31 protein-coding genes are annotated in these 25,946 nt (G+C 72.1%); 17 read left to right on the plus strand and 14 right to left on the minus strand.

The window, feature by feature from the left end:
• Positions 1 to 6: 6 nt before the first annotated feature.
• The 7 genes from LL648_RS18995 to LL648_RS19020 form a co-directional block, all read right to left on the minus strand.
• Positions 7 to 684: a response regulator gene (locus LL648_RS18995; protein WP_232663926.1), complete on the minus strand. Its 678-nt coding sequence runs from the start codon at positions 682 to 684 to the stop codon at positions 7 to 9.
• Positions 642 to 1,748: a sensor histidine kinase gene (locus LL648_RS45265; RefSeq protein WP_232663927.1), complete on the minus strand. Its 1,107-nt coding sequence runs from the start codon at positions 1,746 to 1,748 to the stop codon at positions 642 to 644. Before LL648_RS45265 ends, LL648_RS18995 begins: the two co-directional genes overlap by 43 nt.
• Positions 1,745 to 2,254: a hypothetical protein gene (locus tag LL648_RS19005; protein ID WP_232663928.1), complete on the minus strand. Its 510-nt coding sequence runs from the start codon at positions 2,252 to 2,254 to the stop codon at positions 1,745 to 1,747. The genes LL648_RS45265 and LL648_RS19005 overlap by 4 nt, the downstream gene beginning before the upstream one ends.
• Positions 2,255 to 2,549: 295 nt before the next feature.
• The gene (locus tag LL648_RS19010; protein ID WP_232663929.1) at positions 2,550 to 2,876 is read right to left on the minus strand and encodes a hypothetical protein; all 327 of its coding nucleotides are present in this window, start codon (positions 2,874 to 2,876) and stop codon (positions 2,550 to 2,552) included.
• A gap of 207 nt (positions 2,877 to 3,083) precedes the next feature.
• The gene (locus LL648_RS44145; RefSeq protein ID WP_255685860.1) at positions 3,084 to 3,206 is read right to left on the minus strand and encodes a hypothetical protein; all 123 of its coding nucleotides are present in this window, start codon (positions 3,204 to 3,206) and stop codon (positions 3,084 to 3,086) included.
• Positions 3,207 to 3,333: 127 nt separating this feature from the next.
• Positions 3,334 to 3,585 (minus strand): acyl-CoA carboxylase subunit epsilon, encoded by a 252-nt coding sequence (locus tag LL648_RS19015; RefSeq protein WP_232663930.1) that lies wholly within the window; start codon positions 3,583 to 3,585, stop codon positions 3,334 to 3,336.
• On the minus strand, positions 3,585 to 5,207 hold the full coding sequence (locus tag LL648_RS19020) for an acyl-CoA carboxylase subunit beta (RefSeq protein ID WP_232663931.1): 1,623 nt from the start codon (positions 5,205 to 5,207) through the stop codon (positions 3,585 to 3,587). The genes LL648_RS19015 and LL648_RS19020 overlap by 1 nt, the downstream gene beginning before the upstream one ends.
• 158 nt (positions 5,208 to 5,365) lie before the next feature.
• Here LL648_RS19020 and LL648_RS19025 point away from each other — a divergent pair, with 158 nt between their 5' ends.
• From LL648_RS19025 to LL648_RS19040, 4 genes are read left to right on the plus strand one after another with little or no spacing between them, the layout of a single operon-like run.
• Positions 5,366 to 6,172 (plus strand): biotin--[acetyl-CoA-carboxylase] ligase, encoded by an 807-nt coding sequence (locus LL648_RS19025; RefSeq protein ID WP_232663932.1) that lies wholly within the window; start codon positions 5,366 to 5,368, stop codon positions 6,170 to 6,172.
• 52 nt (positions 6,173 to 6,224) lie between these two features.
• Positions 6,225 to 6,710, plus strand: a complete 486-nt coding sequence (locus LL648_RS19030; RefSeq protein WP_232663933.1) for a PH domain-containing protein — start codon at positions 6,225 to 6,227, stop codon at positions 6,708 to 6,710.
• A 10-nt stretch (positions 6,711 to 6,720) separates the two neighbouring features.
• Positions 6,721 to 7,635, plus strand: coding sequence for a hydroxymethylglutaryl-CoA lyase (locus LL648_RS19035; protein WP_232663934.1), 915 nt, complete (start codon positions 6,721 to 6,723; stop codon positions 7,633 to 7,635).
• Positions 7,636 to 7,692: 57 nt separating this feature from the next.
• Positions 7,693 to 8,259, plus strand: a complete 567-nt coding sequence (locus LL648_RS19040; protein WP_232663935.1) for a Uma2 family endonuclease — start codon at positions 7,693 to 7,695, stop codon at positions 8,257 to 8,259.
• Between the two features lie 110 nt (positions 8,260 to 8,369).
• On the opposite strand, the gene LL648_RS19045 is transcribed toward LL648_RS19040, so the two are convergent.
• Genes LL648_RS19045 through LL648_RS19055 form a run of 3 tightly spaced genes read right to left on the minus strand, consistent with a single transcriptional unit; the run spans position 8,370 to position 10,160 of the window.
• Positions 8,370 to 8,828 (minus strand): MaoC family dehydratase, encoded by a 459-nt coding sequence (locus LL648_RS19045; RefSeq protein ID WP_232663936.1) that lies wholly within the window; start codon positions 8,826 to 8,828, stop codon positions 8,370 to 8,372.
• Positions 8,828 to 9,619, minus strand: a complete 792-nt coding sequence (hisN, locus tag LL648_RS19050) for a histidinol-phosphatase (protein WP_232663937.1) — start codon at positions 9,617 to 9,619, stop codon at positions 8,828 to 8,830. The genes LL648_RS19045 and hisN overlap by 1 nt, the downstream gene beginning before the upstream one ends.
• A 16-nt stretch (positions 9,620 to 9,635) precedes the next feature.
• Positions 9,636 to 10,160: a DinB family protein gene (locus LL648_RS19055; RefSeq protein WP_232663938.1), complete on the minus strand. Its 525-nt coding sequence runs from the start codon at positions 10,158 to 10,160 to the stop codon at positions 9,636 to 9,638.
• Positions 10,161 to 10,197: 37 nt separating this feature from the next.
• On the opposite strand from LL648_RS19055, the gene LL648_RS19060 reads away from it, so the two are divergent.
• Positions 10,198 to 10,854 carry a response regulator transcription factor gene (locus LL648_RS19060; RefSeq protein WP_232663939.1) on the plus strand — a complete coding sequence of 219 codons (657 nt, stop codon included), beginning with the start codon at positions 10,198 to 10,200 and terminating at the stop codon, positions 10,852 to 10,854.
• A gap of 12 nt (positions 10,855 to 10,866) precedes the next feature.
• Complete coding sequence (locus tag LL648_RS19065) at positions 10,867 to 12,138, plus strand: sensor histidine kinase (protein WP_232663971.1); 1,272 nt, start codon at positions 10,867 to 10,869, stop codon at positions 12,136 to 12,138.
• 122 nt (positions 12,139 to 12,260) lie between these two features.
• Here LL648_RS19065 and LL648_RS19070 read toward each other — a convergent pair whose 3' ends face one another.
• Entirely contained in the window at positions 12,261 to 12,821 is a 561-nt protein-coding gene (locus tag LL648_RS19070) for a GtrA family protein (protein ID WP_232663940.1), read from the minus strand.
• Positions 12,822 to 12,878: 57 nt separating this feature from the next.
• Between LL648_RS19070 and LL648_RS19075 the strand changes: the two genes are divergently transcribed.
• Both LL648_RS19075 and purE read left to right on the plus strand, forming a co-directional pair.
• Entirely contained in the window at positions 12,879 to 14,087 is a 1,209-nt protein-coding gene (locus LL648_RS19075) for a 5-(carboxyamino)imidazole ribonucleotide synthase (protein ID WP_308190355.1), read from the plus strand.
• Positions 14,084 to 14,590, plus strand: coding sequence for a 5-(carboxyamino)imidazole ribonucleotide mutase (gene purE / locus LL648_RS19080; protein WP_232663942.1), 507 nt, complete (start codon positions 14,084 to 14,086; stop codon positions 14,588 to 14,590). The genes LL648_RS19075 and purE overlap by 4 nt, the downstream gene beginning before the upstream one ends.
• Before the next feature lie 269 nt (positions 14,591 to 14,859).
• Here purE and LL648_RS45270 read toward each other — a convergent pair whose 3' ends face one another.
• Positions 14,860 to 15,615, minus strand: coding sequence for a TetR family transcriptional regulator (locus LL648_RS45270; protein WP_232663943.1), 756 nt, complete (start codon positions 15,613 to 15,615; stop codon positions 14,860 to 14,862).
• An 86-nt stretch (positions 15,616 to 15,701) separates the two neighbouring features.
• On the opposite strand from LL648_RS45270, the gene LL648_RS19090 reads away from it, so the two are divergent.
• The 4 genes from LL648_RS19090 (at position 15,702) to LL648_RS19105 (ending at position 18,699) form a co-directional block, all read left to right on the plus strand.
• Positions 15,702 to 16,859, plus strand: coding sequence for an acyl-CoA dehydrogenase family protein (locus LL648_RS19090; protein WP_232663944.1), 1,158 nt, complete (start codon positions 15,702 to 15,704; stop codon positions 16,857 to 16,859).
• A 522-nt stretch (positions 16,860 to 17,381) separates the two neighbouring features.
• On the plus strand, positions 17,382 to 17,726 hold the full coding sequence (locus LL648_RS19095) for a hypothetical protein (protein WP_232663945.1): 345 nt from the start codon (positions 17,382 to 17,384) through the stop codon (positions 17,724 to 17,726).
• 211 nt (positions 17,727 to 17,937) lie between these two features.
• Positions 17,938 to 18,312 (plus strand): hypothetical protein, encoded by a 375-nt coding sequence (locus tag LL648_RS19100; protein WP_232663946.1) that lies wholly within the window; start codon positions 17,938 to 17,940, stop codon positions 18,310 to 18,312.
• 39 nt (positions 18,313 to 18,351) lie between these two features.
• Positions 18,352 to 18,699, plus strand: a complete 348-nt coding sequence (locus tag LL648_RS19105; RefSeq protein ID WP_232663947.1) for a hypothetical protein — start codon at positions 18,352 to 18,354, stop codon at positions 18,697 to 18,699.
• Between the two features lie 72 nt (positions 18,700 to 18,771).
• On the opposite strand, the gene LL648_RS19110 is transcribed toward LL648_RS19105, so the two are convergent.
• The gene (locus LL648_RS19110; RefSeq protein ID WP_232663948.1) at positions 18,772 to 19,503 is read right to left on the minus strand and encodes a TIGR03089 family protein; all 732 of its coding nucleotides are present in this window, start codon (positions 19,501 to 19,503) and stop codon (positions 18,772 to 18,774) included.
• 111 nt (positions 19,504 to 19,614) lie between these two features.
• Positions 19,615 to 21,213, minus strand: coding sequence for an LCP family protein (locus LL648_RS19115; RefSeq protein WP_232663949.1), 1,599 nt, complete (start codon positions 21,211 to 21,213; stop codon positions 19,615 to 19,617).
• Between the two features lie 138 nt (positions 21,214 to 21,351).
• Between LL648_RS19115 and LL648_RS19120 the strand changes: the two genes are divergently transcribed.
• The 5 genes from LL648_RS19120 to LL648_RS19140 are packed head-to-tail and all read left to right on the plus strand — an operon-like array spanning position 21,352 to position 25,867.
• Positions 21,352 to 22,179 (plus strand): glycosyltransferase, encoded by an 828-nt coding sequence (locus LL648_RS19120; protein WP_232663950.1) that lies wholly within the window; start codon positions 21,352 to 21,354, stop codon positions 22,177 to 22,179.
• A 47-nt stretch (positions 22,180 to 22,226) separates the two neighbouring features.
• Positions 22,227 to 23,084 (plus strand): tetratricopeptide repeat protein, encoded by an 858-nt coding sequence (locus tag LL648_RS19125; protein WP_232663951.1) that lies wholly within the window; start codon positions 22,227 to 22,229, stop codon positions 23,082 to 23,084.
• 30 nt (positions 23,085 to 23,114) lie between these two features.
• Complete coding sequence (locus LL648_RS19130; protein WP_232663952.1) at positions 23,115 to 23,858, plus strand: dTDP-Rha--alpha-D-GlcNAc-pyrophosphate polyprenol alpha-3-L-rhamnosyltransferase; 744 nt, start codon at positions 23,115 to 23,117, stop codon at positions 23,856 to 23,858.
• A gap of 19 nt (positions 23,859 to 23,877) precedes the next feature.
• Positions 23,878 to 24,948, plus strand: a complete 1,071-nt coding sequence (locus LL648_RS19135) for a sugar phosphate nucleotidyltransferase (protein WP_232663972.1) — start codon at positions 23,878 to 23,880, stop codon at positions 24,946 to 24,948.
• Entirely contained in the window at positions 24,941 to 25,867 is a 927-nt protein-coding gene (locus LL648_RS19140; RefSeq protein WP_232663953.1) for a DNA-3-methyladenine glycosylase family protein, read from the plus strand. Before LL648_RS19135 ends, LL648_RS19140 begins: the two co-directional genes overlap by 8 nt.
• Positions 25,868 to 25,946 lie beyond the last annotated feature (79 nt).

Genomic DNA, 25,946 nt, shown 5'->3' on the forward strand with positions numbered 1-25,946 from the left:
GCTCCTTCACTCGGCGACGAGCCCGTGCCGGTAGGCGTATCCGACGGCCTGCGCGCGGTCGCGCAGGCCCGCCTTGGCGAACAGGTTGTTGATGTGCGTCTTCACGGTGGCTTCGCTGACGACGAGCCGCCGCGCGATCTCGGTGTTGGAGAGCCCGCCTGCGATCAGGCCGAGCACCTCCGCCTCCCGCACGGTCAGCCCGTCGGGCGGGACGGCGGGCGGGCCCGGCCGGGCGGCGACGAGCCGGGCGAGCGCCTCGCTGTCGATCGTCGACTGGCCGTCGGCCGCCGAGCGCAGGGCGCGGCCGATGGCCTCGGCGTCGGCGTCCTTGGACAGCCAGCCGACTGCTCCGGCCCGCAGGGCCGTGACGACGGTGTCGTCGTCGGCGTAGGTCGTGAGGACGACGACGGCGGTGGCGGGGTGCTCGGCCCGGACCCTGCGGGTGGCGCACACGCCGTCGCAGCCGGGCATGCGCAGGTCGGTGAGCAGGACGTCCGGCGCCTGCGCGGCGACCATCGCGACGGCCTCGTCGCCGTCGGCGGCAGCGCCGACCACCACGATCCCGGGGAGCAGGCCGAGCAGCGTCACCAGCCCGTCGCGCACGATCCGCTGGTCGTCGGCGAGCACCACCCGCAGGTCGCTCACGGCACCGGCGTCGCCGGCAGCACCAACCGCACCTGCCATCCGTCCTCCACCGCTCCCGCCTCGACGGTGCCTCCGGCCAGCGCGGCCCGTTCCGCCATCCCGATGAGACCGTAGCCGCCGGTCCGGGGCTCGTCGGTCGGGCCCGCGTTGTGGACGACGAGCTCGGTGGCGTCGTCGAGGTGGGTGAGGCGGACCCGCACCGGCTGCCCTTCGGCGTGCTTGCGGGCGTTCGTGAGCGACTCCTGCGCCGTGCGCAGGACGGTCTCGCGTGCGGCAGCGTCCAGCGCGGGCCCGTCGCCGACGATCTCCAGCGTCGCGCCGGGCGCCGCCGCGACGAGCGCCTGCAGGCCCTTCGCCAGGTCGACGGGCTCGGTGCGCAGCGCAGCGACCGCCCGCCGCGCCTCCGCGAGGCCCTCGGTCGCGAGGTGCTGGGCGCGCTCGACCTGCGCGATCGTGTCGGCGGGCGCGCCGTCGCGGTGCAGCATGAGCCGCGCGCCCTGCAACTGGACGGCGAGCGCCGAGAGCGAGTGGGCGAGCACGTCGTGCACGTCGCGGGCGATGCGTGCGCGTTCGGCGAGCGCCGCGGAGCGGGCCTGCTCCTCCAACACACGCGCCGCGGAGACCTGTGCCATCTCGCGCTCCTCGGCGCGCCGCTCGTTCTCCCTGCGGACCATTCCGATCGAGAGCATCACGCCGAGGGCGAGCACCACCAGCGCATCGCCCGGTGCCCACTCCGCATGCAGAACGAAGACCAGCGCGACCGCCATCCCGACGTACAGCCCGACCGCCGGCAGCATCGGCAGCCGCACCCCGGCGGACAGCACGGCGAAGAAGCAGAACCCGAGCGGGGTCGACCAGGTGCCCACGGCCGCGAGCGCGGCCACCCCGCCCGCCGCGACCACCACGATGGCCACCGGGACGAGCCACGGCGGCCGCTGCAGCCGGAAGGCGATCACCAACCAGCCGGCGGCGGCGATCGCCGAGGCGATCGCCGCCAGCACCGGGTGCGCCATCGGGACCGTCCCCGAGAACGTCGCGACCAGCACGACCACCAGCCAGCCGACGTTGACGATGCGGCGCATCGGCACCGGGTCCGTCCTCACCGAGGCAGTGTGGACCCGGCCGTCGCGCCACGTCGATCGGCCGGCCGCAGCGGGCGGCCGTCGGCCCGGACGCGCACGGCGAGCACGGCGAACTGGGCGGCGAGGCTGATGCCGATCGAGACCATGAGCGTCGCGGTGAGCGCGGGCTCGGCCGAGCTGCCGGCGAACAGTACGGCGACGCCGATCCTGGTCGCGATCGAGATGAGCCAGAGCACGAGGCTGAGCACACCGCCGCGCTGGTAGAGGTACCCCTCGCGCAGTGTCAGCGCGGTCGCGCCGCCCCGCACCGCGCCGAGCGCCGCGGTGATCAGCAGGTCGATCCCGACGACCGCGATGGCGAGCCAGCTCCAGTGCAGGTGGGCGCTCGTGGCCTCGGCGACGCCCAGCACGACCAGCACCAGCGGCACCACCGCGGTCCGACGCATCGACACGTAGCGGCCGACGAACTGCCGGGAGACCACCCAGACGAGTGCGGCGGCCGGGATCAGGAAGGAGAGGATGTCCATGCGGTCGAGCCTGCGCCGATCGGCTGCGCCGGACGTCGGCCCGCGGGTTGGTTGTGGATGGAGAAGGGGGTCCACCCGTGGGTGGACCCCCTCCCGAGGCCGTGTTCAGAAAGTCCTGATCGCGCTCTTCGCGCCCAGATCGCCGCTGGCGGCGTTGCCGCCACGACCGGGTACTCAGTACGACGGCTCGCGGCGGCGCCTTGCCGGCGACGATCTGGATCACGAAGAGCATCGACCCTGACTTCCTGAACACGGCCCTGCGGTGTCAGCCGCTGCCGTGTCAGCCGCTGCCGTGTCAGCCGCTGCCGCAGCCGCCGCCCCCTCCGCAGCCGCCCCCTCCGCCGCTGTCACCGCCGCCCCAACCGCCACCACCGTCGCCGCCCCAGCCACCCCAACCGCCCGAGCTGCCGTGGTCGCTGCCGCCGTGGTGGCCGTGGTGGCCGGAGGAGGTGTCGTAGCTGCCGCCGTCGGCAGTCGTGCCGTAGACGGCCGCGTGCCCGCCGCGGGACCTGCGGGTGCGTCGGGGCGCCCGCGTCCCGGATCCGGACAACCTGCTGATGATCAGGCCGAGCACCACCAGCACGGCCATGCCGAGCACCGCCATGATGATCAAGGTGTTCATGTCGATCCTCCTTCCGGCCGCGGTTTTCGGGCTTCCCCCCGGAAGTGGCCACCGCGTGCCGTCAGGGAGAAGTGTGCGAAGCCCGGTGCGACCTGCGCCACGTTCTTTGCGAGGACTTGAGGTGTCGAATTTTCAGCGTTTCCGCAGGTGAAAGGCATGCCGAAGCGGCGGGCACCCGATGGGTGACCGCCGCCGGCGAGCAGTTGTCTAGCGGACCGTCAACAGGTCCGAGTCGGAGCGACGCCGCGGGCGCCGGTTGCCGAAGATCATGGCCGCCGCGGCGAACACGAACGGCATGAGTGCGAGTACGACGATGACGATTGTGTTCACCTCGGACCTCCTCGACAGGGACGGGCGGGGCGTCCACTTCGGAAGCGCCTACCGGATCCGTCCCGCTCAGTGTGTGGCCAGTCACACCGCGGGGTCGAGGAAGTTGACGAGGACTTGAGGTAGTCCGTCAGCGGGGCCAGTAGGTGCTGCGCCAGGCGTCGCGCCCGGGGGAGAGCACGGTGCGCAGCGCCGCGGCCGGGTCCGACCAGCGGTCCCGTTGCCGGGCGTCGGGCGCATCACCGCCGCCCGCCGATGCCGCGGCGGCCAGCACGACGGTCACCGCGGCCAGCTCCTCGTCCGACGGCGTGCCGCGGACGATGTGGAAGAGCGCTCTGCGCTCCTCGGGGCTGGGCTCGTGGCCCGTGTCGCCGTCCGCCATCAGAGCGGGATGTTCCCGTGCTTGCGCGGCGGGACCGCCTCGCGCTTGGTCGCCAGCAGCCGCAGCGCCCGCGCGACGTAGCCGCGGGTGTGCGACGGCGGGATGACCCCGTCGATGTAGCCGCGGTCGGCGGCGATATAGGGGTTGGCGAGGGTGTCCTCGTACTCCTGCTGCAGCTCGGAGCGCCGCGCGGCCAGCTCGTCGCCGGACAGGCCCGACAGCTCCTTGCGGTAGAGGATGCTGACGGCGCCGGCCGCGCCGGTGACGGCGATTTGCGCCGTCGGCCACGCCACGTTGATGTCGGCGCCGAGGTGCTTGGACCCCATGACGTCGTACGCGCCGCCGTACGCCTTGCGGGTGATCACCGTGACCTTCGGGACGGTCGCCTCCGCGTACGCGTAGATCAGCTTGGCGCCCCGGCGGATGATCCCGTTCCACTCCTGCTCGGTGCCGGGCAGGAAGCCGGGGACGTCGACGAACGTGAGCACGGGGATGTTGAACGCGTCGCAGGTGCGCACGAACCGCGCCGCCTTCTCGGAGGCGTCGATGTCGAGGCAGCCGGCGAACTGCATCGGCTGGTTGGCGACGATCCCGACCGACCGGCCGTCCACCCGCCCGTACCCGACGACGATGTTGGGTGCGAACAGCTCGTGCACCTCGAGGAACTCGCCGTCGTCCAGCACCCGGTTGATCACATCCCGGATGTCGTACGGGGTGTTCGGCGAGTCCGGGATGATCGTGTCGAGCTCCAGGTCCGAGTCGGTGAGCGCGTCCCCGATGTCGCCCTCCGTGGGCTCCGGGGCGGGGAAGACCGGTGGCTCGGACAGGTTGTTCGAGGGCAGGAAGCTCAGCAGCTCCTTGACGTAGCCGAACGCGTCGGCCTCGTCGTCGGCGAGGTAGTGCGCCACGCCGGACTTCGTGTTGTGCGTGCGCCCGCCGCCGAGCTCCTCGAAGTCGACGACCTCCCCGGTGACCGTCTTGATGATGTCGGGGCCGGTGATGAACATGTGGCTGGTCTCGTCGACCATGATCGTGAAGTCGGTGATGGCGGGCGAGTACACCGCGCCGCCCGCGCACGCGCCCATGACCAGCGAGATCTGCGGCACGACACCCGAGCTGCGCACGTTTCGGACGAAGATCTCGCCGTACAGCCCGAGCGCGACGACCCCCTCCTGGATGCGCGCGCCGCCGCCGTCGTTGATGCCGATGACCGGGCAGCCGACCTTCGTCGCGAGGTCCATCACCTTGACGATCTTCTCGCCGTACACCTCGCCGAGCGCGCCGCCGAACACCGTGGCGTCCTGGCTGAACACGGCGACGGGACGGCCGTCGACGGTGCCGGTGCCGGTGACGACGCCGTCGCCGAACGGCCGCTTGGCGTCCATCCCGAAGTTCGTCGACCGGTGCCGCGTGAGCGCGTCGAGCTCGACGAACGAGCCGGGGTCGAGCAGCTGGTCGATGCGTTCCCGCGCGGTCTGGCGGCCTTTGGCGTGCTGCCGCTCGACAGCGGCCTCGCTCCCCGCGTGCACCGCGCCGTCGATGCGCTGGTGGAGGTCGGCGAGCTTGCCTGCCGTGGTGTGGATGTCGGGCTCGTCCGCGACAGGCTCCTTGGCGGCGGTCATGAGCAGAGACCATAACCCGTCGGTAACCGGCGGGGAGGAGGGTCTTCGTCACGTCACCCAGGGCGGGCGACGCGTCCGGCGACGCGTTCGCACCGTCCGACGCGGACGGTCGTGCCGGGCCCGGCGACGACCTGCCCGCGCCGGTAGCGTCCATCCGCATGAACCGGACCGTCCGGCCCATCGATCCCGGCGCACTGCGCAGCGCGCTCGTCGGCCCGTGGGCACAGCTCGACGTGGTCGAAAGCACCGGATCGACCAACGCCGACCTGATGGCGGCCGCGGCGGAAGGCGCGCCGGACCGCACGGTGCTCATCGCGGAGCACCAGGAAGCGGGCCGTGGCAGGCTCGCGCGCACCTGGATCTCGCCGCCCGGCGCGGGCGTCGCGGTGAGCGTGCTGCTGCGCCCTGCCGGGGTGCCGCCGTCGCGGTTCGGATGGCTGCCGCTGCTCGCGGGCCTGGCGGTGCTCGACACCGTCCGCGAGCTCACCTCGCTGGAGGCCGGCCTCAAGTGGCCGAACGACCTGCTGCTCGGCGCCGAGCAGCGCAAAGCCGCGGGGATCCTCGCCGAGGTCGCCGACCCCGGCCGCCCAGCCGTCGTCGTCGGCATCGGGATCAACATCTCGGCGTCGCCGCCCGACCAGCCCGGCTCGACGTCCTTCGCCGCCGAAGGGGCACCGCTCGACCGGGAGACGGTGCTGCGCTCGCTGCTCACGCACCTCGCCGCGCGCGAGGACACCTGGCGTTCCGCGCGAGGTGACGCCGACGCCGTCAAGCTGCGCGCCGACTACCGCGCAGGCTGCGCGAGCCTCGGCTCCGACGTGCGCGTCGAGCTGCCCGGCGGTGCCGCGCTGCGTGGCATCGCCGAGGACGTCGACGCCGACGGCCGGTTGCTCCTGCTCGACCCAGCCGGGCTCCGGCGCGCCGTCGCCGCAGGTGACGTCGTGCACCTTCGCCCGGCCGGCTGACCCCGCTCGCGCGTCCCTGCGGAAGCGCCTCACCCGGCGCTACGGTGGCGGGGTGGCCTATCCGGACGATTTGCTCGTCCCGGGCGAGCAGGTTGTCATGCACAAGCACCCGCACGCGAAGATGCTGGTGCTTCCGGTGCTGGTGCTGCTGCTCGTCGTGGGGATCGGGAGCTTCCTCGCGGCGCTGGTCGCTGAACAGAGCTGGGCCCCCTGGGCGTGGCTCGGGCTCGGCGTCGTCGGGGTCGTGCTGGTCGTGTGGTTGACGGTGATACCCGTGGTGCGCTGGCGCGCCACGCACTTCGTCGTCACGACACGGCGGGTGCTGGTGCGCGAGGGAGTGCTCTCCCGGCAGGGCATCGACATCCCGATGAGTCGCATCAACAGCGTTCAGTTCCGCCACACGGCGTTGGAGCGCCTGCTGGGCTGCGGCACGCTGGTGATCGAGTCGGCTTCGGAGGAGCCGCTCGAGTTCACCGACGTGCCCGGCGTCGAGAAGGTGCACGCGCTGCTCTACCAGGAAGTTGCGGATGAGGAATAGACCACTCCCGATGACCCGACCGACGGTCGGCCTCCCGGAGCAGGTCACGATCTACGAGGTCGGACCGCGCGACGGGCTGCAGAACGAGTCGGCCGTCGTGCCCGTTGCGGTGAAAGCCGCGTTCCTCGACCGGCTCGCCGACGCGGGGCTCGCCGTGCTGGAGGCGACGAGCTTCGTGCACCCGAAGTGGGTGCCGCAGCTCGCCGACGCGAGCGAGCTGCTGTCGGTCGTCGAGCGCCGGGCCGGCATCGACTACCCGGTGCTGGTGCCGAACGAGCGTGGCCTGGACCGGGCCCTCGAAGCCGGGGTCGGGCACATCGCGATCTTCGCCAGCGCCACGGAGACGTTCGCCAACCGCAACCTAAACCGCACCCTCGACGAGCAGTTCGCAATGTTCGCGCCGGTCGTCGAGCGGGCGCGGGCCGAGGGGCTGCGCGTGCGCGGCTACATCTCGATGTGCTTCGGCGATCCGTGGGAGGGGGCTGTCGAGCCCAAGCAGGTAGCCGCCGTCGGGCGGCGGCTGGTCGAGATGGGCTGCGGGCAGCTCTCGCTGGGCGACACCATCGGCACGGGCACCCCCGGCCACGTCGACGCCGTGATCGACGCGTGCGTCGCCGACGGCGTGCCGCTCGGGCAGCTCGCCGTGCACTTCCACGACACCTACGGCCAGGCGCTGTCGAACACCCTCGCCGCGCTGCGCAAGGGCGTGACCACCGTCGACGCGAGCGCGGGCGGGCTCGGCGGCTGCCCGTACGCGGAGTCGGCGACCGGCAACCTCGCCACCGAGGACCTCGTCTGGATGCTCGACGGGCTGGGCATCGAGCACGGCGTCGACCTGGACGCGCTGGTCGCGACCAGCGTGTGGATGGCGCAGCAGCTGGGGCGGCCGTCCCCGTCGCGGGTGGTGCGGGCGCTGGCGGGCTGACGTCGGGAACCGCCGGCGGTGAGGCACACTGTCCACAACAGATTTGGAGGTGCTGCGATGGTTACGCCGATCCCGCACGAGTTGATGACGCTCGACGACTGGGACGCCCTTCCCGAGGACAACTCGGCGCAGTACGAGCTGCAGGATGGTGTGCTTGTCGTGTCGCCGAAACCCGCTCTCCGCCACCAGGAGGCACAGCTCGAGTTAGCCGTCCAGATTCGGCAGCAGCTCCCGCGAGATCATCAGGTCGTCGGAGACTTCGAGCTCGTTGTCAAAGCAGGACCGCCGCCCACGGTCCGCGCTCCTGATTTGATTGTCATCCCGCGGGGTGGCCCTCAGAAGCGGGCTGAAACGAACGCGGTGCGCATCGCAATCGAGATCATCTCCCCGGGCTCACGCAGCACCGACAAGCACCTCAAGGTGGTCGAGTACGCGGAAGCCGGGATTCCATGGTTCTGGCTGGTCGATCTCGATCCTCCGGCACCGACCATCACCGTGTTCGGGTTCGGTGCACCGGACGACGGCTACGTCGAGAGCCAGACCGCCGTGGGTGAGCTGGTGGTGCGCGAGCCATTCCCGCTGCGCATCGACATCGGGATGCTGCTCGGCCCGGCGTCGTGGTGAGGCGATCCCTGGTCGGTGTCGCCGGCCGAGCTGCCTAACTTCCCCACCGTTTTGGGCACATGCGCGCGATTTCGGCGCGCATCCACCCAAAACGGTGGGGAAGTTTCGGGTCAGCTCGGGGGTGGGACGTCCGTCCCGAAGATCCCGGTGAAGGTGCTGCTGAAGACAAGCACGTCGTCGCGGTGGGCCTGCCCACGCAGCCGGACGAGCCCCATCCACGGCTTCGAGTTCGACACCCGCGCCTCCAGCACCTCCATCGACGCCCGCAGCACGTCCCCGGCGAACACGGGAGCGGGCCAGCGCAGCTCCTCCCCGCCGGGGGAGCCGAGCGAGACCGACCGGTTGAGGACGGTGTCGGCGTAGGCGCGCATCCACAGGCTCGCGGTGAACCAGCCGGAGGCGATCACGGCGCCGTAGAGCGACTCCTTGCCGGCCTGCTCGTCGACGTGGAACGGCTGCGGGTCGAACCGCTGCGCGAACGCGAGCATCTCGGCGCCGTCGACCTCGATCGGGCCGAGGTCGAAGACGCGGCCGGCGGTGAAGTCGGTGAACGTGTACGAGGTGTCCATCAGCGGCCCACCAGCTTCAGCGCGGCGGCGTGGACGGCGCCGTTGGAGGCGATGCCGTCGCCACCGGTGAACACTTCGGCGCCGGTGAGGTCGGTGAGCCTGCCGCCGGCCTCGGTGAGCAGTGGCACGAGCGCGGCGAGGTCCCACGGGTTCGCGGCGGCATCGACCGCGACGTCCATGACCCCCTCGGCGACCAGGCAGTACTGCCAGAAGTCGCCGAACGCGCGGGTCTCCCAGACGGCGTCGGTCAGCGCGAGGTAGTGCTCGCGGCGGCCCTGCTCGGTGAACGTGCGCAGGTCGGTGGTGGACAGGTACGCGTCGGCGAGGTCCGTGACGCCGGAGACGGTGATCCGGCGCGGGGCCGCACCGGCGCCGTCCGTCGTCCACGCTCCCTCGCCGCGCGCCGCCCACCAGCGACGACCCAACGCCGGGGCGCTCACGACCCCGACCGTGGGCTCGCCGTCGACGGTGAGGCTGATCAGGCTCGCCCAGACCGGCAGGCCGCGGGAGAAGTTCTTGGTGCCGTCGATCGGGTCGAGCACCCAACCCCGGCCCGATTCGGCGACGGTGCCGCCCTCCTCCTCACCGAGCACGTCGTCGCCGGGCCGGTGCTCGGCGATCGCGGCCCGCAGCGCGGCCTCCGCGGCGGTGTCGGCGTCGGTGACGGGGGTGCGGTCGGGCTTGCGGGTGACCCGCAGGTCGCTCGCCCGGAACCGGGGGAGCGTGACGGCGTCGGCGAGGTCGGCGAGGTGCAGTGCGAGGTCGAGATCGAGATCGGGGTCGCGGTCCACAGCACCACAGCCTGCCTCACTCACCCGTGACCCCGTCGATCTGCTCCCGCATGAGGTCGGCGTGGCCGCTGTGGCGGGCGTACTCCTCGAGGAGGTGCACGAGGATCCACCGCACCGAGAGATCGCCCTCGCGGCGGTGCGGCCGGATCTCGTCGAGCGACCCGACACCGTCGGCGATCGCGCGCGACTGCTCCCGCTGCGCGTGCCACGCGGCGAACGTGGCATCGACGTGGGACTGGTCGACGGTCGCCTCATCGACGTTGTCGAAGTCGCCGTCGGGGTCGGCGTCGGAGTAGTAGATCGGCTGGAGGTCCTGCCCGGCGATGACCCGCCCGAACCAGCCGCGCTCGACGTCGGTCAGGTGGCGGATCAGCCCCAGCAGCGACATCGTCGAGGGCGGCAGCGGCCGCGACGCCAGCTGGGCGGGCGTCAGACCAGCGCATTTGAGCGCGATTGTGGCCCGGTGCCAGTCCAGGTACGCGGCGAGTATCGTGCGCTCATCGCCGAACGGCGGGATCTGCGGGCGCGGGTCGTCGGTCATGCGACCGATCTTCGCCCACGGCCTTATGGTGGTGAGCATGACCACCGTCCTGCTCGCCGAGGACGACAGCGCCATCGCCGAGCCGCTGTCGCGTGCGTTGCAGCGAGAGGGCTACGACGTGCGCGTCGCCACCGACGGCGTCGGCGCGCTCGAACGCGTCCGCGACGACAACATCGACCTGCTCGTGCTCGACCTCGGCCTGCCCGGCATGGACGGGCTCGAAGTGTGCCGCCGCGTCCGGCTCGAGCATCCCGACCTGCCGGTGCTGATGCTGACGGCCCGCACCGACGAGGTCGACTTCGTCGTGGGCCTCGACGCCGGCGCCGACGACTACGTCGGCAAGCCGTTCCGGCTGGCCGAGCTGCTGGCGCGGGTCCGGGCGCTGCTGCGCCGGCTCACCCCGGAGGCCGTCGAGGTCGGTGGTGTGCGGATGGAGCTCTCGGGGCGCAGGGTGCTCGTCGACGGCGCCGAGGTGGCGCTGGCCAACAAGGAGTTCGAGCTGCTGCGGGTGCTCCTGCTGCGCGCGGGCCAGGTCGTCACGCGCGAGGAGATACTGCGCGAGGTCTGGAACGACCCCGAGATGAAGACGTCGAAGACGCTCGACATGCACATGTCGTGGCTGCGTCGCAAGATCGGCGGCGACCACCGGATCGCGACGGTCCGCGGTGTCGGCTTCCGGTTCAACCATGACTGACCGGGTTTGACCTTGCGGCGCCGGATACTCGTCTCGACGCTGCTCGTCGTCACGATCACGGCGCTGGTGCTCGGCGGGCCGCTCGCGATCACCACGTGGCGGCTCGTCGACGACTTCACCAGGGCCGACCTCACGACCCGGCTCGAACAGGTCGCGCAGCGGCTCGACGACCCGGGCGGCCTCGATGCCGCGGACATCTCGGCGATCGAGCTCGCCGTCCCGCCCAATGGCCGGCTGGTGCTGGAGCAGACGGGCTTGCCGCCGCAGGTGATCGGTGCGGACGTCGGGCCCGACCCGGTGCGCGAGGCGCTCCCGTTCCGCCCGGGCGGCCAGATCACGCTGGAGGAACCGCTCGGGATCATGCGGACGCAGCAGATCCAGTGGACGCTGATCGTGCTGCTGCTCGTCGTGCTCTCCGTCGGCACCGGCACGGTCGTGGCGACGCTGACGGCACGCAGGCTCGCGGAGCCGCTCAGCGACGTCGCCGACCGCGCCGCCCGGCTCGGCGCGGGCGACTTCCGGTCCGCGCCGCACCGGCACGGCATCCCCGAGCTCGACCGGGTCTCCGACGTGCTCGATACCTCGGCGGCCGCGCTGTCGGAGCTGGTCCAGCGCGAGCGCGACCTCGTCGGCGACGTCTCGCACCAAATGCGCAGCCGGCTCACCGCGCTGCAGCTGCGGCTGGACGAGCTGGCGTCGCACCCCGATCCGAGTGCGCGCCGCGAGGCGGTCGCCGCGCTCGAGCAGGCCGAGCGGCTCTCCGGGGTGCTCGACGAGCTGCTGGAGGCGGCCCGCGCCGCGCGCGCGTCCGGCGCGGAGCTGCACGATCTGCGCGACTGGCTCACCGCCGTCGCCGACGAGTGGCGACCGGCGGCCCGCTCGATGGGGCGGACGTTCAAGGTCAGGGTGCCGGAGGGGCTGCTGGCCCGCGTGACGCCCGCGCGGATCAGGGAGGCGATCGGCGCGCTCGTCGACAACGCGATCCAGCACGGCGGGGGCACCATCACGCTCAGCGCGCGGTCGGCGGAGAACAGCATCCTGATCGAGGTCGCCGACGGCGGCGCAGGCGTGCCGGAGGAGCTGGTGCCGCACGTTTTCGACCGCGGTGTCTCGGTGGGCTCGTCGACGGGACTCGGGCTGGCCCTGGCCAGAGCGCTCGTCGAGGCCGACGGCGGGCGGCTCGAACTCTCCAAGGCCCGCCCCGCGGTGTTCACGATCTTCCTGCCGGCCGCCCGCGCCGACGACGTGGTCGGCCCGCCGCGCCCGTCGAGCGGGCCGCGTTAGGCGGGGAGTGGCCGACTTGCGGGCGCTGGTGGTTGTCGCGGCAGCCGTCAGCACCCGCTGGTCAGGAGGTGCATCGGTTCGACGAGCGTCTCGCGCGCGCCGACGACGTGGCCGGCGCCGGCTCAGGCGACCTTGTCGCCCGTCACCGGCTGCACGGGCCGCACGCGTCGGGCGCGCACGTTCTGGTCGGGGAAGACGAACCGGCGGAACGCCCACCAGCGGAAGGCCATGCCGAGCAGCACGCCGATGACCTGCCCGCTGACGAAGTCGGCGATCTCCTGCGTGAACAGGGAGACCTCCGGCACCTTCAGCTCGAGCAGGTAGCGCGAGATCGCCAGTGGCGCTGTGTAAACGGCCACACCGAGCCCGCTCACGATGAAGAACAGCGCTGCCTCGTGATGACGCTCACGGCCGCCGCGGGTCCGGAAGGACCACTCGCGGTTGAGGACGTAGGAGACGATCGTCGCCACGAGCACCGCGATGACCTTCGCGGTGAGCGGCTTGCCGTCGGAGTTGGCGTCCGTCGCCGCCAGCACGGTGCTCTTGAGCAGCAGGAACACCGCGGTGTCGATGACCCACGTGGTGCCTCCGACCAGCGCGAACTTCACCAGCTCACGGTGACGGATCGCCACGTCGCGGTAGGGCTGCGGCGTGTGCGAGAGCACGGTATCGACGAGGGACATCGCAACCATCGTGCCAGACGCGATACGGCGAATGAGCGCAGGTATGGTGCACCCACTGTGGACGCAGGTGAGCGCACGCCACTGCCCGTGGTCGGAATGATCGGCGCGGGACAGCTGGCCAGGATGACCCATCAAGCCGCTATCGCACTCGGGCAGTCGCTGCGCGTGCTCGCCGCGGCGCCCGGCGAGCCGGCCGCTTTGGTGTGCGCCGACGTGCACCCGGGAGCCGCCGCAGACCTGCCGGCGCTGCAGAGCTTCGCCAAGGGATGCGCCGCGGTCACGTTCGACCACGAGGGCGTCCCGCAGGAGAACCTGCGCGCGCTCGTCGCCGCCGGCGTGACCGTCCACCCGGGGCCGGACGCGCTGCTGCACGCGCAGGACAAGCTGGTGATGCGCCGCCGGCTGGCCGCGCTCGACGTGCCGTCGCCCGCGTTCGCGGAGGTGCGCTCGGCCGGCGACGCCGCCGACTTCATCGCGACGCACGGTCCGTCCGTGCTCAAGGCGGTGCGCGGCGGGTACGACGGTCGTGGGGTGTGGATGCTCGACACCCCGGACGAGGCGCTGGTCGCCGAGCTGCTCGCGGCCGGTACCCCGCTGATGATCGAGGAGCGGGTCCGGATGCGCCGCGAGCTGGCGGCGCTCGTCGCCCGATCGCCGTTCGGGCAAGCCGCTGCGTGGCCCGTCGTCGAGACGGTGCAGGAGGACGGGCAGTGCGTGCAGGTGCTCGCGCCCGCGCCCGGGCTCGATGCGGAGGCCGCGTCCGGAGCGCAGCAGCTCGCGCTGCGGGTCGCCGCCGAGCTGGGGGTGACGGGCCTGCTCGCCGTGGAGCTGTTCGAGCTGGAGAGCGGTCGGCTGGTCGTCAACGAGCTGGCGATGCGTCCGCACAACTCGGGGCACTGGACGATCGAGGGCTCGCGGACGTCGCAGTTCGAGCAGCACCTGCGCGCCGTGCTCGACTACCCGCTGGGCTCGACGACCCCGACCGCTCCCGCCGTCGTGATGGCGAACGTGCTCGGGGCCGCGGAACCGGTCGAGATGAGCGTCGACGAGCGGCTGCACCACCTGTTCGCGCGGTTCCCCGACGTGAAGGTGCACCTCTACGGCAAGGACGAGCGTCCGGCCCGCAAGGTCGGGCACGTCACGGCGCTCGGCACCGACATGGCCGCGGTGCGCGACCGGGCGGCGCTCGCCGCGGAATGGATGTCGAGGGCGGTGTGGGCCGACGGCTGGTCGGCGCACACCGGAGGAGCGGGAGGTACGAGGTGACTGATCCGCTGGTGGGCGTGATCATGGGGAGCGACTCGGACTGGCGGGTGATGCAGGCCGCCGCCGAGGCGCTCGCCGAGTTCGACGTCCCCTTCGAGGTGGGCGTCTACTCCGCGCACCGCACACCGCAACGCATGCTCGACTACGGCCGCGACGCCACCGGCCGAGGGCTGAAGGTGATCGTCGCCGGCGCGGGTGGGGCGGCGCACCTGCCGGGGATGATCGCGTCGGTCACCCCGCTGCCGGTGATCGGCGTGCCGGTGCCGCTGGCCCAGCTCGACGGGCTCGACTCGCTGCTCTCGATCGCGCAGATGCCGGCGGGGGTGCCGGTGGCGACCGTCGCCGTCGGTGGCGCGCGCAACGCGGGCCTGCTCGCGGTGCGGATCCTCGCCGCCGGCGACCCGACGCTGCTGGCCGCGATGACAAAGTTCCAGTCCGAGCTCGAACGCTCCGTGCTGGCGAAGGACGCTGCCCTGAAGAAGGCGGCGGGAGTCGAGGAGTAGCTCCGCCGAATTCACGTGGCGCGCTGCCCGCTCCCGGTCGTAGTGTGGCGGTACACGTGAGAGGAGGTGGTCCAGCGTTGAATAGCTATTGGACTCGTGAGGTGGCTGTCCGCTAGCACCACAGGACTCGTTTCCGACCGCTTGTGGAAGCCGGTGTGGTGCCGGCGAAATCCCAGCAGTCACCCGTGATCCCCGGGCCCGAGCCCGTCCAGCTCGGCTTGCACGCCCCATGGCGTGGCCCGGGGATCACGCACGTCCGGGGTCCGTGCTCAGCGCCCCGTCTGCTCCAGCCGCCCGACGGCCGCCTCGAGCCGTTGCGTGACGGCGGCGAGCTCCCCGCCCGGCTCACCCGGCTCGATCGGCAACATCGCGGCGATGCGGTGGAACCGCTCCCGGCAGGCGTCGATCTCGCCGGCGTCCGCCCCGCCCGCCAGCCATCTGCGCAGCTCCAGATTGTGCGCGGCGACGACCGCGGCACCGATGACGGCCGCGCGCAGCTCCCCGTCGGGGTCGTCGGCGAGCCGGGCGCGCAGGTAGCGGGTGAACATGCGGCGGTAGCGGTCGACGCTCGCCGACTCGCGGTCGCGCAGCACCGGGACGTCATGGGTGAGGCGGAACCGCTGGACCGACAGCTCGGGGTCGTCGGTGTAGAGGTCGAACACCGTCTCGCCGGCCCGCAGCGCGAGGTGGATCGCCGGCTCGGTCGGGTGGGCAGAATCGAACACCTCGGCGACCCGGGCCAGCGCGGTGTCGTGGTCGGGGGAGATCGCGTCCTCCTTGCTCCGGAAGTACCGGAAGAAGGTGCGCCGCCCGACGCCCGCCGCGGCCGCGATGTCGTCGACGGTGGTGTCGTCGTAACCCTGGCCGGCGAAGAGCCGAACGGCCGCGGCGACGAGCTCGCGGCGGACCTCGGCGCGGCCCTCGGCCGAGCGGCCGCGCCGCACCCGCACAGCGCCGACAGCGCCGATCGGATCGACAGAACCGTCGGCCGGCGCCACTTGCTCGATCCGACCGGCTGCGCTCACGGCACGGAGAGTAGCACCACACTTGTTTAACGGCACGTAGTGCCGTTACGCTGATTGCACCACTTCGCGCGCGACGGGACAGGCCCATGAATTCCGAGTTCGACACCTACCGCCTCAGCGACGAGCACGAGGCGCTGCGCGAGGCGGTGCGCTCGCTCGCGGAGAAGGAGATCGCGCCCTACGCCGCGGAGGTCGACGAGCAGGCGCGCTACCCCATCGAGGCGCAGAACGCGCTGATGAAGGCCGGGTTCCAGGCCGTCACGATCCCCGAGGAGTACGGCGGCCAGGGCGCCGACGAGCTCGCGGGCTGCATCGTGATCGAGGAGATCGCGCGGGTCTGCGCGTCGTCGTCGCTGATCCCCGCCGTCAACGGGCTCGGCCTCACCCCGATCCTGCTTTCGGCATCCGACGAGCTGAAGCAGCAGGTGTTCCCGTCGATCGCCGCGGGTGACGCGATGATCAGCTACGCGCTCAGCGAGCGGGAGGCCGGCTCCGACGCCGCCGCGATGAAGACCCGCGCGCGCCGCGACGGCGACAGCTGGGTGCTCAACGGCACCAAGTGCTGGATCACCAACGCGGGCGTATCGAGCTGGTACACCGTCATGGCCGTGACCGACCCGGAGAAGAAGGCCAACGGCATCTCCGCGTTCGTCGTGCACAAGGACGACCCCGGCTTCGAGGTGGGCCCGAAGGAGCGCAAGCTCGGCATCGCGGGCTCGCCGACCCGCGAGATCTACTTCCAGGAGTGCACGATCCCCGCCGACCGGATCATCGGCGCGGAGGGCACCGGCTTCAAGACCGCGCTGGCCACGCTCGACCACACGCGCCCGACCATCGGCGCGCAGGCCGTCGGGATCGCGCAGGGCGCGCTGGACATCGCGACCGCGTACGTCAAGGAGCGCAAGCAGTTCGGCAAGCACCTGGCCGAGTTCCAGGGCCTGCAGTTCATGCTCGCCGACATGGCGATGAAGGTGGAGGCGGCCCGCCAGCTCGTGTACGTCGCCACCTCGCGGGCCGAACGCGGCGAGCCGAACCTCGGGTTCATCTCCAGCGCGGCGAAGTGCTTCGCGTCCGACACCGCGATGGCCGTCACCACCGACGCCGTGCAGCTGCTCGGCGGGGCCGGCTACACACGCGACTTCCCCGTCGAGCGGATGATGCGCGACGCGAAGATCACCCAGATCTACGAGGGCACGAACCAGATCCAGCGGATGGTGATGGCGCGCTCGCTGCTCAAGGGGTGACCCACGAACTTCCCCACCGTTTTGTGCACATGCGCGCCATTTCGGCGCGCATCCACCCAAAACGGTGGGGAACTTCTACTCGATGTCGACGGTGAAGTGCCGCGCCGGCTCATGGCTCGACGGCGCAGCGGCAGCTTGTCGTGCTCTGCGGTCGAACGTGTCTACGTTGGTGCATCAGGCGAGCAACGAGGATGCGGGGAGCTGTTAAGTCTCAGGCGCGCAGCAGGTACGACGTCGTTCAATGCCTGGCGATCGGGCATGTTCATTACGGGCTCCTGATCGAATCCGAGGACGGCTGAGCGTGGCTTCGTGGACAGCTCGCACATCACGGATCAGCCGAGCGTGCTGGCCGGGCGGGTGTGATGGCGCGCTCGCTGCTCGAGAGTTGGCACGCCGTTCGTACTTTTCCGAAAAATGGGGCCGGCCGAAATGTTGGCACCTACCCTCTGCGCACGATGAAGTCGTTCTGAGGGGGAGGGCGAAGCTTTGCGCTCGGAATCTCGTAAAGGCCGCCTGGCGTTCATGATCTGCTCGGTCGCGGCAGCGTCCACGATCCTCGCGGCAGCGCCGACCGCCGCGTCCGCCTCGACCAGCACGTCCGCCAAACCCGCCTCCGCCGCGGAGGCGCAGGGCTGCGTCGGCGCGTCGCGCAAGATGGAGCCGAACGGTGCCGATGCGATCTGCGTGCAGGGCGCCGGCTACATCACCGTGCACATCACGTGCGTCACGGCGACCACCGGCGGGTACTACGACCGGTCCGGGCCGCGGGCCTGGTCCAACGCCCGTGATCCCTTGATCGGCGGGTCCCGCGTCTACTGCGATCTCCCGGGTGACCCGCTCCTGTCGCATTCCTTCACGGTCGGGTGACCACGAACTTCCCCACCGTTTTGGGCACATGCGCGCCATTTCGGCGCGCATCCACCCAAAACGGCGGGGAAGTTCTACCCAGTGTCGACGATGAAGTAGTCGAGGTTCCGGGCTGCGAGAACTTCACTCTTTCTCGAAGCGTGGCTCTCGCGCGTGTGGCTCGACTTACCCTCGGCGCCTCGAAGTGACGTTCCTTGGGGAGGACGAAGCCATGGGTCCGTACATCCGCAATCGCCGCCTTTCGGCAATGGCCTGCGTGGCCGCGGCCGCCGGCACGGTCATCCTGGCCACGCCCACAGCGGCGTCCGCCGCCGTCCCTGCACCCGTCTCCGCCGCCACCGCCGTCTCGTCGGAGGCGGGGTGCGTCGGCGCGTCCCGCCGGATGGAACCCAACGGTGCCGACGCGATCTGCATCCAGGGGGCCGACTACATCACCGTCCACATCACCTGCGTCATGGTGACCACCGCCACCTACTACGACCGTTCCGGGCCACGGGTCTGGTCGAACAACGGGAGCGACGGCTCGCGCGTCTACTGCGACTTCCCCGGCGACCCGATCCTGGAGCACTCGTTCTCGGTCGGTTAGGCAGGTGGGTGGGCAGGCCGCCGCGGGTAGTCCGAGGGCATGCCTACCTACCGGGTGAACGACCGCGCTGTGAAGCACGCCCGCAAGCTGATCGACGCGGGCGACTTCGACGACACGACGGAGTGGTCCGACGCCGCCCCGTCGGCCGCCGACGCCAACAAGGAGATCGACGATGACGGGTTCGACGATTTCGCCGAGTGGCACCTCGGCATCGACCCCGATGCGTCCGAGGGCACCAAGGGCCGGTTCGCGTTCCCGTACGGCGACTTCTCGAAGGTGAACCGGGCCGCGCTCATCCACGGCAAGCAGCGAGCCGCCCAGAACGACCACGCAGCCGTCGAGAAGGCGGCCGACGAGCTGCTGCAGTACCTCGACAGCAAACGCTGACGAACATCCCCACCGTTTTGCCAACCTGCATGCCCTTGGGGCCGTGCAAATGGGCAAAACGGTGGGGAAGTCCTACCCGATGTCGACGGTGACGCGCTCGCTCTCGGCGCGGCGGGCCTTGCGGTCGGGGTCGAGGTTGCGGCACTGGACCAGCGACGCGCCGGCGGCGAGCACCGCGAGCAGGCCGTCGGCGAGCCCGTCGGGCGCCGACCACTCCCTGGTCGAGAGAACCCGGTCGCCCGCCTTGATGCCGAGCGTCTCCGCGCGGGCGCGCGCGTCGGCCAGGACGTCCGCGACCGCCGCGCCGTCCACCGCCGGCGCGGTGTCGGGCACCGGCGCCCACGGCACGAAGTCGTCGCCGTGCAGCCGCACTTCTGTCGCGAAGTCGACGACGCCCGCCGGCAGCCCGGTGATGCCCTTGCCGAAGGCGTCGAGGGAGAACGCGACGACGCCGAGCGCGGGTTGCGCGGCCAGCGCGAGGTCGAGCCGGCCGGCGTCGCAGAGCACGAGGTCGGCGTCCGCGGCGTCGGTGGGATCCCCGACGAGCTCCGCGCCGCACCACCACGCCGCGAGCAGCACCGCCGCCGTCTGCCAATGGGCGGGCAGCAGCACGGCGATCCGCGACCCGGGCTCGACGTCGCACTCGTCGCGCAGGAGGTTTGCGGCCTTCGCCGCCCAGTTCGCCGTCGTCACGCCGGAGAGCTCGATGCGCTCGCCGGTCGCGTCGTCGTAGAACGTGATCAACGGCTGGGCGGCGGACGGGCCGGAGCGGATCGGGTCGAGCAGCGCGGCGGTGAGGGTCACGCCGCCACGCTAGGCGCCGCCCGTCCCAGCCGCCGAAGTTCCCCACCGTTTTGGGTGGATGCGCGCCGAAATGGCGCGCAGGTGCACAAAACGGTGGGGAAGTCGGGGCCGTCAGTCGATGCAGGGCACGCCGGCGGCGGTGATCGGGTCGGTCGGGGCCGGCGGCGGTGCGCTCGTGGTGGTCGCGGTCGTGGGTGGCGCGCTCGTCGGGACGACGGCGGTGTTGAAGTCGGCGCCGATCACGACGACGAGGTGGCCCTTGGGGACGTCGCTGGCCTGCTCGGTGGGGATGCCGCCGAGCTTCTGCGCGGTGGCTTCCGCGGCATCGCCGTCGCTGCCGGTGTACCGGACGACGGAGACGTCGGTCGCCACGGTGGTGTCGATCGTCCCCCGCGGGAAGCCCACGCCACGCAGGTAGGACGAGACGGCCGCGGCGAGCCCGTTCTTGGTAGACCCGTTGCGCACGTCGACCAGGTACCGCGACGGCACGACACCGGCCGGCAACGGCGCGGTCGTCGGAGCGGCCGCGGCCGCTTCCTGCGCCGCCTTGTCCGCCGCGGCCTTCTCCGCCTCCGCGGCCTGCGCGTCGATGACCCGCTCGACGAACCCCTTCACCTCGAACCGGTCGACGACGACCACGTCGCCGCGGGTGTTGGTCTCCAGCCCGCGGGTGGGGATCGTGCGGAACTCCAGGTTGCCGGCCGCGATGTCGGACGCCTGCTGCGCGAACGCCAGCAGGTCCCACCCCGAGTCGATCACCAGCGACTTCTGCAGCACGTCGACGAGCCCGCCGAGCTTCGCCGGGTCGGTCATCGTCCCGGCGGAGAGGACCTTGTCGGCGACGGCGGCGAGGAACACCTGCTGCCGCCGGATCCGGGAGAGGTCGCCGTCGGGCAGCCCGTGCCGCTGCCGGACGAACGCCAGCGCGTCGCCGCCGGAGATCGTCTGCGGGCCGGCGGGGAACCGCGCGCCCGAGAGCACGTCGTCGACCGGGGCCTTGAGGCAGACGTCGACGCCGCCGATGGCGGCCGTCAAGTTGTAGAAGCCCAGCAGGTTGATCTCGGCGTAGTGGTCGATCGTCAACCCGGTCAGGCCCTCGACGGCGCCGATCAGCGCGGTCCGTCCGGCTTGCCCCGCGTCCGTCTCCACCTGCCGGTGATCCCGCACGCCCCGGTTGACCAGCCGTTCCGCGGTGAGCGCCTTGACGGCCGGGTACGCGGCGTTGATCTTGTCGCGGCGGTAGCCCGGGATGTCGACGTAGCTGTCGCGCGGGATCGAGAACGCCGAGGCCGCGCCGCCGCCGTCGGGCACGTGCAGCACCATGATCGTGTCGGAGTTCAGGATCCCGGTGTCGGCACCGCTGTGCAGCTTCTCCAGCACCTCCGGCGGCAGCGGGTTGCCCTGCGCGTCGGTGCGGCTGTCGACACCGACCAGCAGGATGTTCTGCGCACCGTCCGACGAGCCGCCCGTGATGACGTCGGTCGTTGTGATCCCCGCGGTGACGTCGCGGTAGAGCCCCCACGCCGTTCCGGTGAGCAGGAGGACGAGCGTCGACGCGACGACGAGCCCGGTCCGCACCCGGCGGGCGATGGTCCCGCGCCGCTTCGGCGGCGGCCGTCGGGCCGGCGGCGTCCGCTGCGCCCGTGCCGGCGGCCGCCGGCTCGCCCATCCCCGGGTGGCGGTGGACGTGCCGCCTCGGCGCTGGTCCACCTCCCACCTCCTGTGCACGTCGTGCCTCTAGGGTGCAACATTCGGCGCGGGCGTCCACTGCGGTGGACGGGCGTGTCGCGGGTGACCGTCGTCGCTCGGGAATTGATCACCGACGGTAATGATCAACGAAGGACGGACGTGTCGGAAAAGCTGTCTTTGCTGCTGCCGGTGTGGGCCGGCGACCGGCCCGACTTCCTCGGCGAGGCCTTCGAGTCGACGGTCGTGGCGCAGACCCGGCGGCCCGACGAGGTCGTGATCGTCCGCGACGGCCCGGTCGGCGCCGAGCTGGACGCGCGGCTGGCCGAGCTGGTGGCGACGAGCCCGGTGCCCGTCGAGCTGATCGCGCTGGAGCGCAACGTCGGGCTCGGGCCCGCGCTCGACGCCGGGCTCGCGGCCTGCCGGCACGACGTCGTGGCCCGGATGGACGCCGACGACATCTCCATGCCGCACCGCTTCGCCGTCCAGATGCCGATCATCGAATCGGGCGTCGACCTGGTCGGATCCGGGCTGGTCGAGTTCGGGACCGGCGCCGACGACGTCGTCGGGACCCGGACCCCGCCGACCGACCCCGACGCCATCAAGGCCCGCGCGCGTTTCGCCGATCCCTTCAACCACCCGACGGTCGTCTTCCGCAAGGCCGCCGTGCTGGAGGTCGGTGGGTACACCGACTTCGCCCTCATGGAGGACTACCTGCTCTGGGCGAAGATGATCGTCGCCGGCGCGCGGGTCGCGAACGTCGCGGAGCCGCTCGTCCGCTACCGGGTCGGCGCCGGCGCCTACGCCCGTCGCGGCGGGCTCGCCCAGCTGCGTGCCGAGCTCGCCGTGCAGCGCGCGTTCCGGCGGATCGGGTTCACCACCCTGCCGCAGTTCCTGCGCAACGTCGCGGTCCGCGGCGGCTACCGGCTCGTCCCCGAACGGATTCGCAGGCTGGCGTACCGGAAAGTGGTAGCTACCTACCGAGAGTGACGAAACCGGCTGGGAGTGGAATCATCTCGTCACCCGTTGGTGGGAGCGTGATGAGCCAGCCACTGCCCGAACCCGATCCCGAGCCGCTGTCCGCCGAAGGCACGGCCCTCCTGGACGCCGACCGTGCTCTCGAGGCCGTCGACGTGCTGCGCAGGGGCGTCGCCGCCGGCGAACCGTCCGCGCCGGACCTGCTCGCGCGCGCCTACCTCGACAGCGGCAGCTGGCACGCCGCGGTCGAGTGGCTCGGTCCGCTCGTGGAGCACGGCCACACGCGGTTCGCGGGGCAGCTGGGTGTCGCGCTCGCCGAGATCGGTGACGCCGACCGCGCCGAGGACGCGTTCCGGCTCGCGATCGACGCCGGCGACGTGGCGGCGTCGAACGACCTCGCGATCCTGCTCCGCGACGGCGACCGCTTCGCCGAGGCGATCCAGGTGCTCACCCGCGCCGCCGACGCGGGCGACCTGCTGGCGCCGGCGAACGTCGTCGAGCTGTACCTGGAGGCGGGTGACGTCACCGCTGCGATCGCCGCGGCCGAGCGGTTCCACGACGAGCGGCGCCCCGACACCGTCGTCGCGCTCGCTGACGTGCGTGCCCAGCAGGGCCGGATCGACGACGCGGAGCGCCTCTACGAGCGCGCCGACCAGCTCGGCGCGCTGCGGGCGCACACCGCCCACGGCCAGTTCCTGCTGGGCGTCCGCGGCGACGCGGACGGCGCGGAGCGCGAGTTCCGCGAGGCGCGGCGGCACAACGAACCCAGGTGGGCATACACACTCGCCCGCTTCCTCGTCGACGACGGCCGGCCGGACGAGGCCCGCGAGTACCTCCAGATCGCGATCGACCAGGGCGACCGCGACGCGCTCAGCACGCTCGCCGAGCTCAACGGCGAGGACCCGACCGACGACTGATCATCGCGACGCGGTGACTACGCTGTCGCGGTGGACGCGGTCCAGCAGTACGGCGACGCGCTGGCCGTGGTGACGGTGACCCGCGCGGCGCAGCCCGTCGGCGCCGTTTTCACCTCATTGCCGCTCGCGACAGGCGGGCAGGTCACCGCCGTCCACGTCGACACCGGGGGCGCCCCCGCGGCCGAGGGCGCGACGTTCCTGCGGATCGCCGAGGACATCGGCCACGCCGCGGCCGTGAACCGGGCGGTGGCGGCGCTGGAGCCGGCCATCGGGTGGGTCGCGATCGCCGCCCCGCAGGTCACGTGGCGGCGCGGCACCATCGACGTGCTGCTTGACGCCGCCGCGCGCACACCACGCGCCGGCGCGCTCGGCCCCCTCGTCCGCACGACCGCGGGCGCGGTTGCGAGCAGCATGGGCGCGCTGCCCGGGCTGCTCGACGTCCTGCGCGGTCGGATCCGCCCCGACGGCGCCATCGGCTGGCTCGACAGCGCATGTCTGCTGGTCCGCCGCACGGCCTGGGACTCCGTCGACGGCTTCGACGCCCGCTACGCCGACGCCGGGCGCCGACCCGAGCTGGCCGACGTGGATCTCGGCGACCGGTTGGGCCGTGCGGGCTGGCTCACCGTGCACGTCCCGTCGGCGGAGGTGACGTTCGACGGGTGGACCGGGCAGGGCATCCTTGAGCCGTACGACCGCGCCTTGCGCCGCTACGCGCGCACCCGGTTCCGGGCACCGGCGCGGGCGTTGATCGCGCTGGCACGGCGCGTCCGATGAACGGGGGAGATCACGCGTGTTGCACGACGTCGAGGCTGTGGTGCTGGTCGGCGGGAAGGGCACGCGGCTGCGGCCGCTCACCCTCTCGGCAGCGAAGCCGATGCTGCCGGCGGCCGGGGTGCCGTTCCTCGCCCACCTGATCTCCCGGATCAGGCAGGCCGGGGTCCGGCGGGTCGTGCTCGGCACCTCCTACATGGCCGAGACGTTCTCCGAGCACTTCGGTAGCGGCGCCGAGCTCGGCTGCGAGATGGAGTACGTCGTCGAGGACCAGCCGCTCGGCACCGGCGGCGGCATCCGCAACGTCGCGAAGCACCTCACCGCCGAGACGGTGCTCGTGTTCAACGGCGACGTGCTGTGCGGCACGGACCTCACCGCTGTGGTCGACACGCACCGGCGCACCGAGGCCGACGTCACGCTGCACCTCGTGCGCGTGCTCAACCCGCGCGCGTTCGGTTGCGTGCCCACCGACGCCGACGGCCGGGTGCTCGACTTCCTGGAGAAGACCGAGGACCCGCCGACCGACCAGATCAACGCCGGCTGCTACGTGTTCCGCCGCTCGGTGATCGACTCGATCCCGGAGGGCCGCCCGGTCTCCGTCGAGCGCGAGACGTTCCCCGGGCTGCTCGCGGCCGGCGCGCGGCTCTCCGGCCACGTCGACAACGCCTACTGGCGTGATATGGGCACGCCCGCCGACCTCGTGCACGGCTCGGCCGACCTCGTGCGCGGCATCGCGCCGTCCGCCGCGCTGCCGGGACCGGCCGGTGAGGCGCTCGTGCTCGAAGGCGCCGAGATCGACCCGACCGCGTTCGTGCTGGGCGGCACCACCGTCGGGCGCGGGGTGCGGATCGGACCGGGTGCGCGGGTCGAGGGCGCGATGCTGTTCGACGGCGCCGTGGTCGGTGAGAAGGCTGTCGTGCGGCACTCCGTGATCGGCGCGGGCGCCCGGGTCGACGACGGCGCATGGGTGATCGACTCGGTGATCGGCGACCGCGCCGCCGTCGGGGCGCACTGCGAGCTGCGCGGCGGGATGCGCGTGTGGCCCGACGTGCAGCTGCCCCCGCACGGCGTCCGCTTCTCCCCGGATGTCTGACGACGAACCCGACGCCACCCGGCAGTGGCGGCCGGAGTTCCGGCTCGACCTGGCCGGCATCCTCGGGCCGCTGCGCCGTGGCAGCGGCGACCCGACCTACCGTTCGGGCGGTGACGGCACCGCGATCTGGCGGGCGTCGACCACCCCCGACGGGCCCGTAACCATGCGTTTGAGCCGACGGTCCGACGGCACCGTCGTCGCCGCGGCATGGGGCCCCGGCGCCGCGTGGGCCGTCGACGGCCTGCCCGCTCTGCTCGGCGCCGACGACCGGCCCGACGAGTTCGTCGCGCACCATCCGCTGATCGCGCAGGCCGCTGCCCGCCGACCCGGCCTGCGGTTCGGCGCGACCCGCCGCGTCTGGGACGTGCTCGTCCCCGCCGTGCTGGAGCAGAAGGTCACCGGGGCGGAGGCCTGGCGGTCGTGGCGCGAGCTGTGCTGGCGGTTCGGCGACGCCGCGCCCGGTCCGGCGCCGAAAGGCATGCGCGTGCCGCCGACGGCGGCGCAGCTGCGCGCGGTGCCCGACTGGGAATGGCACAAGGCCGGCGTCGACCACGCCCGGCGTCGCGCGATCCTCGCGAGCGCCTCCGTCGCGCACCGCCTGGAGAAGGCCGCCGATCTGGGCGGGGAGGCCGGGCGGGAGCTGCTGCGCAAGGTCCCGGGCATCGGCGTGTGGACGGCCGCCGAGGTCGCGCAGCGGGCGTGGGGTGATCCCGACGCCGTCAGCTTCGGCGACTTCCACATCCCCAGCGTCGTCGGGTGGGCGTTGCTCGGCCACCCCATCGACGACGCCACGATGCTCACCGTCCTCGCCCCTTACGCGCCGCAACGCCAGCGCGCCGTCCGGTACGTCGAGGCGTCGGGGTTCCGGAAGCCGCGCTTCGCACCCCGGTTCTCGCCCAGGGACTACCGGGCCATCTAGGCCGTGTTTAGGAAGTCAGGGTCGATGCTCTTCGTGATCCAGATCGTCGCTGGCAAGGCGCCGCCACGAGCCGTCGTAC

This window comes from Pseudonocardia sp. TRM90224, assembly GCF_021245725.1.
Taxonomy (GTDB): Bacteria; Actinomycetota; Actinomycetes; order Mycobacteriales; family Pseudonocardiaceae; genus Pseudonocardia.